The sequence below is a fragment of the Rhizobium sp. CRRU65 genome (assembly GCF_048551595.1).
GTDB classification, from domain to species: domain Bacteria; phylum Pseudomonadota; class Alphaproteobacteria; order Rhizobiales; family Rhizobiaceae; genus Rhizobium; species Rhizobium leguminosarum_J.
Genome location: NZ_JBLYZH010000003.1, coordinates 468,029 through 481,049 on the forward strand (window position 1 = coordinate 468,029; position 13,021 = coordinate 481,049).

The following is a 13,021-nucleotide window of genomic DNA, read 5'->3' on the forward strand; positions in this document are numbered from 1 at the left end:
TTGGCGCGAAGCCAAGCCTTAATTGTTGCTAAAGGCCAAGGCGTTGTTCGGCGAGGCGGACCCAATAGGAGATGCCGTGGGCGATGGCTTCGTCGTTGAAGTCGTAGGCCGGGTTGTGGAGGCCGGCGCTGTCGCCGTTGCCGATGAAGATGAAGGCGCCGGGACGGGCGTTCAGCATATAGGAGAAATCCTCGCCGCCCATCATCGGATCGATCTCGGCGTTGACGTTGCCTTCGCCGGCGATGGCGCTGGCGGTGGCGACCGCATGCTCGGTCTCATCGGGATGGTTGACGGTGACGGGATAGTTGCGGTGGAAGCTGATGTCGGCCTCGGCGCCGTGGGCCGCGACCAGTCCCTCGATGATCTGCCGGAACCGCGTCTCGGCAAGTGTGCGCACCTCCGGGTCGAGGGTGCGGACCGTACCGGCGAAGGTCGCATCGTTCGGAATGACGTTATGGGCGAAGCCGGCATTGAACTTGGTCACCGAGACGACGACCGAGCGCAGCGGATCGGCGGTGCGCGAGGCGATCATCTGCAAATTGGCGATGATCTGGGCGCCGATGGCGATCGGGTCGATCGTCTTATGCGGCTGGGCGGCGTGGCCACCGCGGCCCTTGACGGTGACGGTGAATTCGTCGGTCGCCGCCATGATCGCGCCCTTGCGGGTGGCGAACTGGCCGACAGGCAGGCCCGGCAGATTGTGCATGCCGTAGACCTCTTCGATAGCGAAGCGCTCCATCATGCCGTCCTTGACCATCAGATTGCCGCCGCCGCCGCCTTCTTCGGCGGGTTGGAAGATAACGGCAACATTGCCGTTGAAGTTGCGGGTCTCGGCCAGGTATTTCGCGGCGCCGAGCAGCATGGCGGTGTGGCCGTCATGGCCGCAGGCATGCATCTTGCCCGGCGTCTTCGAGGCCCAGGGCTTGCCGGTGATCTCAGTCAGCGGCAGGGCGTCCATGTCGGCGCGCAGGCCGACCGTGCGGGAGCCTTCGCCCTTGCCCTTGATCAGGCCGACGACACCGGTGCGGCCGATGCCGGTGACGATCTCGTCGACGCCGAATTCCTTGAGTTTTTCGGCGACGAAGGCGGCCGTGTTTTCCACCGCGAAGAGGAGTTCGGGCCGGGCGTGGATGTGGCGGCGCCATTCGGCGACCTCGTCCTGCAACTCCGCGGCTCTGTTCAAAATCGGCATATCGGCGTTCCTGTTATGAAGTCTCGATAATCTTTCATCGCTTCACGAGGGTGTGAGGCTCATGGAAATTACTTAGTCAATGACCTTTGCCATGTCATAGCCATATAGGCTAAATAGGGGAGGATTTCGAGATTTTCCTGATATCTGAAGGACGAACCGTGTCGACGCGCCACTTCCGTTTGTTTGCTGCCTTGCGGCCGCTTTCTTTCGTATCAGCGGCGACTGCCGTTTTTCTGGGCTCTTTTTCGCTTGCCCAGGCCAATCCGCATATTCTGGTCGATGTGCAGACCGGCCGCGTGCTCGAGCATGAAGAAGCCTTCCGCAAATGGTATCCGGCCTCGCTGACCAAGCTGATGACCGTCTATACCGTGTTCGATGCGATCCGCGCCGGGCAGATCAGCCTCGATACACCCATCGTCATGAGCAAGCGCGCCGCCGCGCAGCCTGCCGCCAAGATGTATTTCAAGCCGGGCCAGAAGCTGACGCTCGATAGCGCGCTGAAGATCCTGATGGTGAAATCGGCCAACGACATCGCGGTCGCGGTTGCCGAAGCCATCGGCGGCACGCAGGAGGGCTTCGTGACGCGGATGAACGGCGAGGCGCTGAAGCTCGGCATGACGGATTCGCATTTCGTCAATCCGAACGGCCTGCCCGGCAAGGGCCAGTATACGACGGCGCGCGACCTTGCGGTGCTGACGGTGGCGCTGCGCCGCGATTTTCCGCAATATGCCGGCTATTTCTCGCTGGAAGGTTTCACCAACGGCCAGCAGAACGTGCCGAGCCTCAATATGCTGATCGGCCGTTTCGCCGGCGCCGACGGCATGAAGACCGGTTTCATCTGCGCCTCGGGCTTCAACCAGATCGGCTCGGCGACGCGCAACGGCCGCACGCTGGTCTCCGTTGTGCTCGGCACCGACAGCCTTGCGGCGCGTGCCGATGCGACGGCGAATCTTTTGCAGAAGGGCTTCACCACCCAGCCTGCCAGCAACGACACGCTGGGTTCGCTGAGACCTTACGGGGTGGGACAGGACCAGGTAACCGACATCAGCGCCGATATCTGCAGCGCCAAGGGCGCCAAGGTGCGCAGCGAAACGCGCGACGAGGTCGGCCGCATGAAGGTGCAGTCACCCTATATCCAGCCGATGGACCACGATCCGCAATTCGTCTTTGCCGGGCTCATTCCGGGCCAGGATCCGCAGCCGGCCGCGCAGCCGGAAAAAATGGCGCGCGGTGATACGGCAGGAGCGATCGCCAACGTGCCGGTGCCGATGCCGCGCCCGACATCCTTCTAAGCTTTAAGGTAAGATGATATGAGCGCGCTCAACGACAGGATTCCGGTCACCATCCTGACCGGCTTTCTCGGCGCCGGCAAATCGACGCTCCTCAACCGCATCCTCAAAGATCCTGTCATGAAGGATGCGGCCGTCATCATCAACGAATTCGGCGATGTCGGCATCGATCATCTTCTGGTCGAAAGTTCCGGCGATTCGATCATCGAACTGTCCGATGGATGCCTCTGCTGCACCGTGCGCGGCGAGCTTGTCGATACGCTGGCCAACCTGATGGACGCGGTGCAGACGGGCCGCGTCAAGCCGGTCAAGCGCGTCGTCATCGAGACGACGGGCCTTGCCGATCCTTCGCCGGTCATGCAGGCGATCATGGGCAACCCCGTCATCGCCACGAATTTCGAGCTGGATGGCGTCGTCACTGTCGTCGACGCAGTGAATGGGCTGCAGACGCTCGACAATCATGAGGAAGCGCGCAAGCAGGCGGCGGTCGCCGACCGGCTGATCGTTTCGAAAAAATCGATGGCCGAGGTGACGGGTGGGCTGGAAAAGCGCCTGCGGGCGCTCAATCCGCGTGCCGTGATGATGGATGCCGACAGCGCCGAGGCCGGCAGTGCCGCAGTGCTGGTCAACGGGCTCTACGATCCGGCGACGAAGATTGCCGATGTCGGCCGCTGGCTGCAGGACGAGGATGCACACGAGGCGCATCACGATCACGACCATGATCGTGATGGACATCACGATCATCATCATGATGGCGATCACCATGGTCCCCACCATCATGATCATGCTGCGGATCAGGACCCGCACGACGTCAATCGTCACGATGCCTCGATCCGCTCTTTCTCGATCATCGAGGAGAAGCCGATCGATCCGATGGCGCTCGAGATGTTTATCGATCTTCTGCGTTCGGCTCATGGCGAGAAGCTGCTGCGGATGAAGGCGATCGTGTCCGTTTCCGACCGTCCGGATCGGCCGCTGGTGCTGCATGGGGTGCAGAGCATCTTCCATCCGCCGGTGCGGCTCCCCGCCTGGCCGGGGGAAGACCGGCGCACGCGCATGGTGCTGATCACCCGGGATCTGCCGGAAGCCTTCGTGAAGGATCTCTTCGACGCCTTCCTCGGCAAGCCGCGCATCGATATGCCCGATCGTGTGGCGCTGTCGGACAATCCGCTCGCTATCCCCGGCCTTAGAATTTAGCGCTTGCGAATCAGGAAGCGGTGGCCGTTTTCGGTCTTTTCCGTCTCGATCAGCTCGTGACCGTCCTCATTGCAGAAATGCGGCATATCGATCACGGCCAGCGGATCGGTGGTGTCGACGCGAATGAGCGTGCCGCTCGCCATCGCGGCGAGCTTCTTGCGTGTCTTGATCACGGGAAATGGGCATTTCAGGCCGCGAAGATCGTAGAGAACGGGGTTCAAGCCGTTCAGTTCCTCGCCCAGAATTTCCAGAACGGCTTCTTTGCCGTGGCTTCCGCCGTTTCCTGCGGTTCGGGTGCCGCAAAGGCCAGCGGGTTCTGCATCGGCACCGGCACGACCGCAGGGGTCGCGGCAGCGACGGCCACTGCCTGCGGCTGGGCAGGTGTTACAGGTGTCGCGCCCGGTGCGCTCTTGGCAGCGAGGCCCTGCGCGGTGCGCTTGGCCATCATGTCTTCGAGTTCGGCGACCTTGACCATGCGGCCGGCTTCCAGCGAGGTGCCGGTCGGAGCGTAGGCAAGCTCGCGGCCCTTGCGCTGCTTGGCGACCACGGCCTTACGCTCGGCTTCGGTGGGATCGTACCAGGCCATGCCGTCAAATTTGCTCATCGCCTTGGCATAATCGGCATCGTAGGTCTTGCCGTAGGAGGCAAGGGCGGCCGTCAGCGCCGGCGGCGTCGACATAGCCGGGCACTTGCCGGCGGCATTGAAGGCGCTGCCGTCGGTTGCCTGCTGGTTGAAGACGTACTTCTTCTCGCAGACGTTCACCTCAGGCGGGCGCTTCGTCACTTCAAAATTGTCGTAACCGACCTTCAGCATCTTCCAGAAGTCGTAATTGCCGTCGAGACGATGCTTGACCATGTTTTCCGCCGTCATGCGGAAGGGGAAGGCCTGCAGTTGCACGGTCGCCTGGCCGCCCTTGAAGGCGTCGCGGGCAAAAGCGTAGATCTCCAGCACCTGCTGGTCGGTCATCGAATAGCAGCCGGAGGAGGAGCAGGCGCCGTGGATCATCAGATCGGAACCGCTGCGGCCGTTCGCCGCGTCGTAGCGGTTCGGGAAGCCGGTGTTGATTGCCAGATAATATTTGGAATTGGGATTCAGGTTGGCGCGCGTCAGGTCGTAGAAACCTTCCGGGGCCTGCCGGTCGCCGGTCTTTACCTTCGGGCCGAGACGGCCGGACCAGGCGCAGATCTTGTAATCGGCGATCTTGTCGAAACGGTTGTCGGTCTTCGCCTTCCAGATCTCCATGGCACCTTCTTCCTTGAAGATGCGGATCATGATCGGCGAATTACGGTCCATGCCCTTGGCGGACATCTGAGCGAGGATATGGCTGGGAAGCGGCTGCTCGACCTTGTTCTTGACCTTGGAAAGATCGACCTGCGCGGTTTCCAACGCGTCATTGCAGCCGGACAGAGCCAGCGCCATGAGGGAAATATAGGCAAAATGACGTATGCGCATCCAAACTAGCCCATAAAGATAGTGCGACCCGGTCCGCCTATGGAGTCCGGGCATCAGAAGGAATCATAGGCGGCTTATACTTTATAAATCCTTACCAGCCTATGACTGTGCCTGGAACATCCCCGCAAGCGCGAATGCTACAGATAACATCAATGTGGCCAAGATTTGGCCCCAATCGGCGAAGAGCCGAATGTCTGCTAGAGATTGCGGCCTATGGCGAGGAATTTCTGGCGGCGGTCGTTGCGCAGCTGTTCGCCGGAGCGGGGTGCCATCTCAGCCAGCGCGCTGGCGATTACGTCGCCGGTTGCGGCTATCACGCTGTCGGGATCGCGATGCGCGCCGCCGAGCGGCTCGGAAATGATGCCGTCGATAACACCGAGCGATTTCAGGTCCTCGGCGGTGATCTTCATGTTGGTCGCCGCTTCCCGGGCGCGGGTGGAATCGCGCCAGAGGATGGAAGCTGCCCCTTCGGGCGAGATGACACTGTAGATCGAATGCTCGAGCATATAGACCTTGTTGCCGGTGGCGATGGCGATCGCGCCGCCCGAGCCGCCTTCGCCGATGACGACGGAAACGAGGGGAACCTTGACGCCGAGACACATTTCCGTCGAGCGGGCGATCGCCTCGGCCTGGCCGCGCTCTTCGGCGCCGACGCCGGGATAGGCGCCTGCCGTATCCACCAGCGAAATCACCGGCAGGCCGAAACGATCGGCCATTTCAAGGATGCGGATCGCCTTTCGGTAGCCTTCCGGGCGGGGGCTGCCGAAATTGTGCTTGATGCGGCTCTTGGTGTCGTTGCCCTTTTCCTGGCCGATGACGGCGACGGGTTGGCCGCGGAAGCGGGCAAGGCCCGCCTGGATCGCGGCATCCTCGGAAAATTTGCGGTCGCCGGCGAGCGGTGTGAATTCCTGGAACAGGGTCTTGGCGTAATCGATGAAATGCGGTCGCTGTGGATGGCGGGCGACCTGAGTCTTCTGCCAGGGATTGAGCTTGGAATAGATTTCGACGATCGCCTCGCGGACGCGAACCTCCAGCCGGCCGATCTCATCGGTGGTGTCGATGCTCTCGTCTTCCGTTGCGAGCTTCTTCAGCTCGATGATCTTGCCTTCGAGGTCGGAGATCGGCTTTTCGAAGTCGAGATAATTGTGCATGAGGTGCGTTTCCGTTCCTTGTGCCCGGGGCGTTTTCCTGGCTCCGCCCCATGTCGCCGGTCCTATTCGTGCTTTTTCGCCTGTTTGGCAAGGGGGTGATGCGTCTGGACAAGCTGCTGCAGCCTCTCTTCGAGGACATGTGTGTAGATCTGCGTGGTCGAAATGTCCGAATGGCCGAGGAGTTCCTGTACGACGCGCAGATCGGCGCCGTTCGCCAGCAGGTGGCTGGCAAAGGCGTGGCGCATGACATGCGGCGAGATCAGCGACGGCGTCAGGCCGGCGCGGATCGCCAGGTTCTTGAGGTCGCGGGCAAAAACCTGGCGCGGCAGGTATCCCTCCTTCGAGGCGGAGGGAAACAGCCACGGGCTTTCCTGCCGTTCCTTCACGGCTGCATTTTCGGCCGCCAGCAGGCGCCCGTAGGATTTCAGGGCTGATATTGCCGAATGCGACAGCGGCACCAGCCGCTCCTTGTTGCCCTTGCCACGGATCATCAGGAAACGGCCTTCCTGATCGAGCACGCGGGCGGGAAGCGAGACGAGTTCGCTGACCCGCATTCCGGTGGCATAGAGCAGCTCCAGCAGCGCCAGCATGCGCAGGCGCTGCAGCTGGCCCGGAGCCGTATCCTCCGCCTCGGCCTCGGCCTGCGAAAGCAGCCTGCCGACCTCTTCGACGCCCATCGTCTTCGGCAGCGGACGGCCCTTCTTCGGCGCGTCGAGAATGCCCGTGGGGTCGTCGGTCCTCAGGCCCTCGGCATAGAGGAACTTGTAGAACTGCCGCATGGCGGCAAGCCGGCGCGCCTGGGACGAGGGTTTGAAGCCCTCTCGGGCGAGCGAGGAGAGATAGGCGGCGAGATCGGCGGAGGCGGCTTCTGTGAGCCGTATGCTGCGCTCGGTCAGGAAGGAGCGGACGTCGTCGAGATCGCGCTCATAGGATTGCAGCGTGTTGGCGGCAGCGCCGCGCTCGGCGCTCATCATCTCCAGGAAGGATTCCACATGGACGCGGCCGAGATCCACCATGCCGGTCACTTCCTGGTCGTGTCGATCGCGCCCGTGGCGGGCGGATTGACCCGCTCAGACGGAATGCGGATCGTCACGTCGCGCTGCTGCGGCTCCACGAAGGTCACAAGCGCCAGCATCGCTCCGTAGACCGTCCCGGCGAGGATCGCGCAGACGAACAGGAAACGGAACAGGGTCGGCATCCAGCAACTCCTTCATGCTCTGCTTCTGTTATAAGAAGCCTATCTGCAAGTGCAAGAAGCGGTATTCAAGCCATGATTCCCTTGTCCGCGACTTGACGCTCCATCTGCATTTGTCGATACCGTTTGCAAACAAAGTGTGAATGGACCGATGAGTGAACAACTGCTGACCGTTGCTGACAGCTTGAAAGACAGAGCTCGCGCCGCGCTCGGTTCACGCAATCTGATCCTTGTCGGCCTGATGGGCGCCGGCAAATCCTCCGTCGGGCGCATCGTCGCCAGCCAGCTCTCCATTCCCTTCATCGACAGCGATCTCGAGATCGAGCGGGTTTCGCGCATGACGATCGCCGAGCTTTTCGCCGCCTATGGCGAGCAAGAGTTTCGGGCGTTGGAAGCGCGGGTGATCAAGCGGCTGCTAAAGAGCGGGCCGCGTGTCGTCTCTACCGGCGGCGGCGCCTTCATCAACGACCGGACGCGCAAACATATCAAGAAGGGCGGCCTCTCCGTCTGGCTGAAGGCCGATCTCGACGTGCTCTGGGACCGGGTCGCCAAGCGCGACACGCGGCCGCTGCTCAAGACCGAAAATCCGAAGCAGACGCTCGAGGGCCTGATGAATGCGCGTTATCCGATCTATGCGCAGGCCGACCTGACCGTGCTTTCGCGCGACGTCCGCAAGGAAATCATGGCCGACGAAGTCTTAAAGGCCTTGATCGAAGCTCAGAAGGAAAGTGCAGCGTCATGAATGCGATAACCTCCGCCTCCGCCATCCGAACGGTGCATGTGCCGCTCGGCGAGCGCGCCTACGACATCCTGATCGGGCCGGGGCTGATTGCGCGGGCCGGCGCCGAGATCGCCTCTCGCCTCAAGGGCCGCAAGGCGGCCGTTATCACCGACGAAAATGTCGCGCCGCTCTATCTCAAAGCTCTCGTCGCAAGTCTGGATGAAGCGGGTATCGCCTCGGCTGAGGTCGTCCTGCCGGCCGGCGAGAAGACCAAGAGCTTCGAACATCTGATCACGGCCTGCGACAAGGTGCTTGAGGCGCGCGTCGAGCGTAACGATTACGTCATCGCGCTCGGCGGCGGCGTCATCGGCGATCTTTCGGGATTTGCGGCCGGCATCGTCCGCCGCGGCGTGCGCTTCGTGCAGGTACCGACCTCGCTGCTGTCGCAGGTCGATTCTTCCGTCGGCGGCAAGACCGGGATCAATTCCCGCCACGGCAAGAATCTGATCGGCGTCTTCCACCAGCCGGACCTGGTTCTGGCCGATACGGATGTGCTGAATTCGCTGAGCGCGCGCGAATTCCGCGCAGGTTACGCCGAGGTCGCAAAATACGGGCTGATCGACAAGCCGGATTTCTTTGCCTGGCTGGAAGCGAACTGGAAGGCAGTTTTTACCGGCGGCTCCGCACGCATCGAGGCGATTGCCGCCAGCTGCCAGGCGAAGGCCGATGTCGTCGTTGCCGACGAGCGTGAGAACGGTCAGCGGGCGCTGCTCAATCTCGGCCATACCTTCGGTCATGCGCTGGAAGCGGCGACTGCCTATGACAGTTCCCGCCTTGTGCATGGCGAGGGCGTTTCGATCGGCATGGTGCTGGCGCATGAATTCTCCGCACGGATGAACCTTGCAAGCCCCGACGATGCGCGCCGCGTCGAGCGGCATCTGAAGGAGGTCGGCCTGCCAACCCGCATGTCCGACATTCCGGGCGAACTGCCGCCGGCCGAAACGTTGATGGACGCGATCGCCCAGGACAAGAAGGTCAAGAGCGGCAAGCTCACCTTCATCCTGACGCGCGGGATCGGCCAGTCCTTCGTCGCCGACGACGTGCCGGCGTCCGAAGTGATCAGCTTTCTTCGGGAAAAACACGCCTGATGTCGGTCGAAGGCGCTCTGGCATTTCTTTCGACATATTGGCCGGAGATCCTTTCGATCACGGCGCTCGTGCTCATGTCCGCCTTCTTTTCCGGCTCCGAGACCGCGCTCACCGCCGTTTCGCGCAGCCGTATCCATACGCTCGAGGTCAACGGCGACGAACGCGCCGGCCTCGTCCGGCAGTTGATCGAACGGCGCGACCGGCTGATCGGTGCGCTGCTCATCGGCAACAATCTCGCCAATATCCTGTCCTCCTCGATTGCCACCAGCCTCTTCCTTGGACTGTTCGGCAGTTCCGGCGTGGCGCTGGCGACGCTCGCGATGACCGTCATCCTGGTGATCTTCGCGGAAGTGCTTCCTAAGAGCTGGGCGATTTCGGCGCCCGAGCGCTTCGCACTCGCTATCGCGCTGCCGGCCAGGCTGTTCGTTGCCGTCGTCGGCCCGGTTTCCTCCTTCGTCAATGCGATCGTGCGGCAGATTCTTTCGCTGTTCGGCATCAATCTCTCACGAGAGACATCGATGCTGACGGCGCATGAGGAACTGCGCGGCGCCGTCGATCTGCTGCACCGCGAGGGATCGGTGGTGAAGGCCGACCGCGACCGCCTCGGCGGCGTGCTCGATCTTAGCGAACTCGAACTGTCCGACATCATGGTCCACCGCACCGCGATGCGGGCGATCAACGCCGACGATGCGCCGGAAGCGGTGGTGCGGGTCATCCTCGAAAGCCCCTATACGCGCATGCCGCTGTGGCGTGGCACGATCGACAACATCATCGGCGTCGTCCATGCCAAGGATCTGCTGCGGGCGCTTGCCGAGCCGAATATGGAGCCGCAGAACCTCGATATCGTGAAGATCGCGCAGAAGCCGTGGTTCGTGCCCGACAGCACCAACCTCGAGGACCAGCTCAACGCCTTCCTGCGGCGCAAGCAGCATTTCGCCGTCGTCGTCGACGAATATGGCGAGGTGCAGGGCATCGTTACGCTGGAGGATATTCTCGAGGAAATCGTCGGCGACATTTCCGACGAGCACGATATCGAAATACAGGGCGTGCGTCAGGAAGCCGACGGCTCCGTCGTCGTCGACGGCGGCGTTCCGATCCGCGACCTGAACCGCGCGCTCGACTGGAACCTGCCCGATGAGGAGGCGACGACGATCGCCGGCCTCGTCATCCACGAATCGATGACCATCCCGGAAGAGCGCCAAGCCTTCACCTTCTACGGCAAGCGTTTCGTCGTCATGAAGCGGGAGAAGAACCGCATCACCAAGCTGCGCATCCGCCCGGCCGGAGAAGACGGCGCAAAGCCAGCCTGATTCTGCTTGGATCGTAGACGGCTAGTGCCTATATGGGTGGCGTGCCGCTACCAGCGGGTCGGTTCACCAGGTGCAGCCGGTTCGACGGCCAGCGCATGCAGGCCGGCATCGAGCTCCGGTTTCAGCAGGTCGGTGATTGCCCGGTGGCGCGCCAGCCGCGACAGGCCGGCGAATTTTCCGGAAACGATCCTCACCCGCATATGGGTTTCGCCGGTGCCCGTGATATCGGGTTGGTGGCCGGCATGCAGATGGCTTTCGTCGATGACGCTCAGGCGTTCGGGCGCGAAGGCTTCGACAAGTTTTTCTTCGATGCGGGTTCGCAGGGTCATCATCCGGTCTTGCTGTTCGCGAAAAGGGTTCCTACCAAGCCTGCAACATTCCCGTTTGTCAATTCTTGTTGTCGCTTCGCGACAGCCCCATAATTAGCGCCGTCATGAGACTTGATTCCAAATATTTCGATCGCATCCGAACACGCCGCAAACGCGAGCCGGAGACAGAGCAGGCGCCGCCTACCTGTCAATGGGACGGTTGCGACAAGAAGGGAGCGCATCGCGCTCCCGTCGGCCGCAATGCGGAAGGCCAGTTCTTCTTGTTCTGCTTCGAGCACGTCAAGGAATACAACAAGGGCTACAATTATTTCTCCGGTCTTTCGGACGGCGAGATTGCGCGTTACCAGAAAGAGGCGATCACCGGCCATCGGCCGACATGGACGGTCGGCGTCAACAAGGCGGCGAAGGACAGTCCGCTGCATTCGGAGATCCGCTCCGGCGCCTATACCCGCGTTCGCGATCCCTTCGGCTTCGTCAAGGAAGGCGGCAAGGGCAGCGGACCGCGTTTTCCCCAGGCGCGCAAGCTGAAATCGCTTGAGACCAAGGCCTTCGAAACGATGGGTCTCGACGCCAATGCGACATCGGCGGAGATCAAGAGCCGCTATAAGGAACTGGTTAAGAAACACCATCCGGATGCCAATGGCGGCGACCGCGGCTCGGAGGAGCGTTTCCGCGCCGTCATCCAGGCCTATCAATTGTTGAAGCAGAACGGTTTTTGTTAATTCCCGTCCTTGCTCTTAGGCTTCAATCGGGTATGGTCCAAATCGGCTGAGGCCGCAGGCAAACGCGGCTCATATTTGTGCGTTTTCCCGACATCGCCTCCGCCGACCTTCCGGACGCGGCGTTTCTTGTCCGGGACTCTTTCAAGAATGCTCGCACGCGGTCATTATCCCGCCGAGGTTTCGTTTCAGTCCCGGAGAAGCATCGCCGACGTTCCGACCTGGACGGGCGCGGAATAAAAAACGCGGCGTCACGGTTGCGACATGGCCTGAGACAGTATGGCCGGGTGGCATCACCCGCCTTGGAGACATGATGAGCAAGATCGACCTGGATATATCAGAACTGCCCGATACCACCGTTTCGGTCCGCGAGGCCTTCGGCATCGATTCCGACATCCGCGTTCCCGCCTACAGCAAGGGCGACGCCTATGTGCCGGACCTCGACACCGACTACCTGTTCGACCGCGACACGACGCTCGCCATTCTCGCAGGCTTCGCCCATAACCGCCGCGTGATGATTTCCGGCTATCACGGCACGGGCAAGTCCTCGCATATCGAGCAGGTGGCGGCGCGGCTCAACTGGCCTTGCGTGCGCATCAACCTCGATAGCCATGTCAGCCGTATCGATCTCGTCGGCAAGGATGCGATCGTCGTCAAGGACGGGCTGCAGGTCACCGAATTCAAGGACGGTATCCTGCCCTGGGCCTATCAGCACAATGTCGCGCTGGTCTTCGACGAATATGATGCCGGCCGCCCCGATGTGATGTTCGTCATTCAGCGCGTACTCGAATCCTCCGGGCGCCTGACGCTGCTCGATCAGAGCCGCGTCATTCGGCCGCACCCGGCCTTCCGTCTGTTTGCGACTGCGAACACGATCGGCCTCGGCGACACGACCGGCCTCTATCACGGCACGCAGCAGATCAACCAGGCGCAGATGGACCGCTGGTCGATCGTCACCACGCTGAACTACCTGCCGCATGATCACGAAGTGAATATCGTCGCCGCCAAGGTGAAGAGCTTCGGCAAGGACAAGAACGGCCGTGAGACGGTTTCGAAGATGGTGCGCGTCGCCGACCTGACGCGTGCCGCCTTCATGAACGGCGATCTCTCGACCGTCATGAGCCCGCGCACGGTCATCACCTGGGCCGAAAACGCCGAAATCTTCGGCGATCTCGCCTTCGCCTTCCGCGTCACCTTCCTCAATAAGTGCGACGAACTGGAGCGTCCGTTGGTTGCCGAGCACTATCAGCGGGCCTTCGGCGTCGAGCTGAAGGAAAGTGCCGCCAACATCGTTCTCGGGGCTTGAGACCGACCGAT

Annotated in this window: 14 protein-coding genes; 7 read left to right on the forward strand and 7 right to left on the reverse strand. The window is 61.8% G+C overall.

The window, feature by feature from the left end:
- Positions 1-28: 28 nt before the first annotated feature.
- A complete protein-coding gene (locus ACM5SV_RS08520; protein WP_012759208.1) occupies positions 29-1,192 on the reverse strand; it encodes a M20 aminoacylase family protein in 1,164 nt (387 codons plus the stop codon).
- A 158-nt stretch (positions 1,193-1,350) separates the two neighbouring features.
- On the opposite strand from ACM5SV_RS08520, the gene ACM5SV_RS08525 reads away from it, so the two are divergent.
- Both ACM5SV_RS08525 and ACM5SV_RS08530 read left to right on the forward strand, forming a co-directional pair.
- Entirely contained in the window at positions 1,351-2,484 is a 1,134-nt protein-coding gene (locus ACM5SV_RS08525) for a D-alanyl-D-alanine carboxypeptidase family protein (protein ID WP_012759207.1), read from the forward strand.
- 18 nt (positions 2,485-2,502) lie between these two features.
- A complete protein-coding gene (locus ACM5SV_RS08530; RefSeq protein ID WP_222014510.1) occupies positions 2,503-3,678 on the forward strand; it encodes a CobW family GTP-binding protein in 1,176 nt (391 codons plus the stop codon).
- Here the strand turns inward: ACM5SV_RS08530 and ACM5SV_RS08535 are convergent.
- The 5 genes from ACM5SV_RS08535 to ACM5SV_RS08555 all read right to left on the reverse strand — a co-directional run bounded on the left by ACM5SV_RS08535 (position 3,675) and on the right by ACM5SV_RS08555 (position 7,480).
- A complete protein-coding gene (locus tag ACM5SV_RS08535; protein ID WP_012759205.1) occupies positions 3,675-3,899 on the reverse strand; it encodes a sulfurtransferase TusA family protein in 225 nt (74 codons plus the stop codon). The genes ACM5SV_RS08530 and ACM5SV_RS08535 overlap by 4 nt on opposite strands.
- A 5-nt stretch (positions 3,900-3,904) precedes the next feature.
- On the reverse strand, positions 3,905-5,131 hold the full coding sequence (locus ACM5SV_RS08540; protein WP_128407946.1) for a L,D-transpeptidase family protein: 1,227 nt from the start codon (positions 5,129-5,131) through the stop codon (positions 3,905-3,907).
- Between the two features lie 197 nt (positions 5,132-5,328).
- The gene (locus ACM5SV_RS08545; protein ID WP_012759203.1) at positions 5,329-6,282 is read right to left on the reverse strand and encodes an acetyl-CoA carboxylase carboxyltransferase subunit alpha; all 954 of its coding nucleotides are present in this window, start codon (positions 6,280-6,282) and stop codon (positions 5,329-5,331) included.
- A gap of 62 nt (positions 6,283-6,344) precedes the next feature.
- Positions 6,345-7,298: a site-specific tyrosine recombinase XerD gene (gene xerD, locus ACM5SV_RS08550; RefSeq protein WP_017995332.1), complete on the reverse strand. Its 954-nt coding sequence runs from the start codon at positions 7,296-7,298 to the stop codon at positions 6,345-6,347.
- A gap of 5 nt (positions 7,299-7,303) precedes the next feature.
- Entirely contained in the window at positions 7,304-7,480 is a 177-nt protein-coding gene (locus ACM5SV_RS08555) for a hypothetical protein (RefSeq protein ID WP_012759201.1), read from the reverse strand.
- Positions 7,481-7,628: 148 nt separating this feature from the next.
- Between ACM5SV_RS08555 and ACM5SV_RS08560 the strand changes: the two genes are divergently transcribed.
- The 3 genes from ACM5SV_RS08560 to ACM5SV_RS08570 are packed head-to-tail and all read left to right on the forward strand — an operon-like array spanning position 7,629 to position 10,656.
- A complete protein-coding gene (locus ACM5SV_RS08560; RefSeq protein WP_012759200.1) occupies positions 7,629-8,219 on the forward strand; it encodes a shikimate kinase in 591 nt (196 codons plus the stop codon).
- Complete coding sequence (gene aroB / locus ACM5SV_RS08565; protein WP_012759199.1) at positions 8,216-9,346, forward strand: 3-dehydroquinate synthase; 1,131 nt, start codon at positions 8,216-8,218, stop codon at positions 9,344-9,346. The genes ACM5SV_RS08560 and aroB overlap by 4 nt, the downstream gene beginning before the upstream one ends.
- Positions 9,346-10,656 (forward strand): HlyC/CorC family transporter, encoded by a 1,311-nt coding sequence (locus ACM5SV_RS08570; protein ID WP_012759198.1) that lies wholly within the window; start codon positions 9,346-9,348, stop codon positions 10,654-10,656. Before aroB ends, ACM5SV_RS08570 begins: the two co-directional genes overlap by 1 nt.
- A 47-nt stretch (positions 10,657-10,703) precedes the next feature.
- On the opposite strand, the gene ACM5SV_RS08575 is transcribed toward ACM5SV_RS08570, so the two are convergent.
- Positions 10,704-10,988, reverse strand: coding sequence for a BolA family protein (locus ACM5SV_RS08575; RefSeq protein WP_012759197.1), 285 nt, complete (start codon positions 10,986-10,988; stop codon positions 10,704-10,706).
- Positions 10,989-11,089: 101 nt separating this feature from the next.
- On the opposite strand from ACM5SV_RS08575, the gene ACM5SV_RS08580 reads away from it, so the two are divergent.
- Positions 11,090-11,707 carry a J domain-containing protein gene (locus tag ACM5SV_RS08580; protein ID WP_011653732.1) on the forward strand — a complete coding sequence of 206 codons (618 nt, stop codon included), beginning with the start codon at positions 11,090-11,092 and terminating at the stop codon, positions 11,705-11,707.
- 310 nt (positions 11,708-12,017) lie between these two features.
- Positions 12,018-13,010, forward strand: coding sequence for a cobaltochelatase subunit CobS (cobS, locus tag ACM5SV_RS08585; RefSeq protein ID WP_012759195.1), 993 nt, complete (start codon positions 12,018-12,020; stop codon positions 13,008-13,010).
- Positions 13,011-13,021 lie beyond the last annotated feature (11 nt).

Coding starts and splice junctions, on each gene's coding strand:
- ACM5SV_RS08520 (WP_012759208.1), bottom strand. CDS start 1,192: ATGCCGATTTTGAACAGAGCCGCGGAGTTGCAGGACGAGGTCGCCGAA.
- aroB (WP_012759199.1), top strand. CDS start 8,216: ATGAATGCGATAACCTCCGCCTCCGCCATCCGAACGGTGCATGTGCCG.
- ACM5SV_RS08545 (WP_012759203.1), bottom strand. CDS start 6,282: ATGCACAATTATCTCGACTTCGAAAAGCCGATCTCCGACCTCGAAGGC.
- ACM5SV_RS08580 (WP_011653732.1), top strand. CDS start 11,090: ATGAGACTTGATTCCAAATATTTCGATCGCATCCGAACACGCCGCAAA.
- cobS (WP_012759195.1), top strand. CDS start 12,018: ATGAGCAAGATCGACCTGGATATATCAGAACTGCCCGATACCACCGTT.
- ACM5SV_RS08540 (WP_128407946.1), bottom strand. CDS start 5,131: ATGCGCATACGTCATTTTGCCTATATTTCCCTCATGGCGCTGGCTCTG.
- ACM5SV_RS08560 (WP_012759200.1), top strand. CDS start 7,629: ATGAGTGAACAACTGCTGACCGTTGCTGACAGCTTGAAAGACAGAGCT.
- ACM5SV_RS08575 (WP_012759197.1), bottom strand. CDS start 10,988: ATGATGACCCTGCGAACCCGCATCGAAGAAAAACTTGTCGAAGCCTTC.
- ACM5SV_RS08530 (WP_222014510.1), top strand. CDS start 2,503: ATGAGCGCGCTCAACGACAGGATTCCGGTCACCATCCTGACCGGCTTT.
- ACM5SV_RS08570 (WP_012759198.1), top strand. CDS start 9,346: ATGTCGGTCGAAGGCGCTCTGGCATTTCTTTCGACATATTGGCCGGAG.
- xerD (WP_017995332.1), bottom strand. CDS start 7,298: ATGGTGGATCTCGGCCGCGTCCATGTGGAATCCTTCCTGGAGATGATG.
- ACM5SV_RS08555 (WP_012759201.1), bottom strand. CDS start 7,480: ATGCCGACCCTGTTCCGTTTCCTGTTCGTCTGCGCGATCCTCGCCGGG.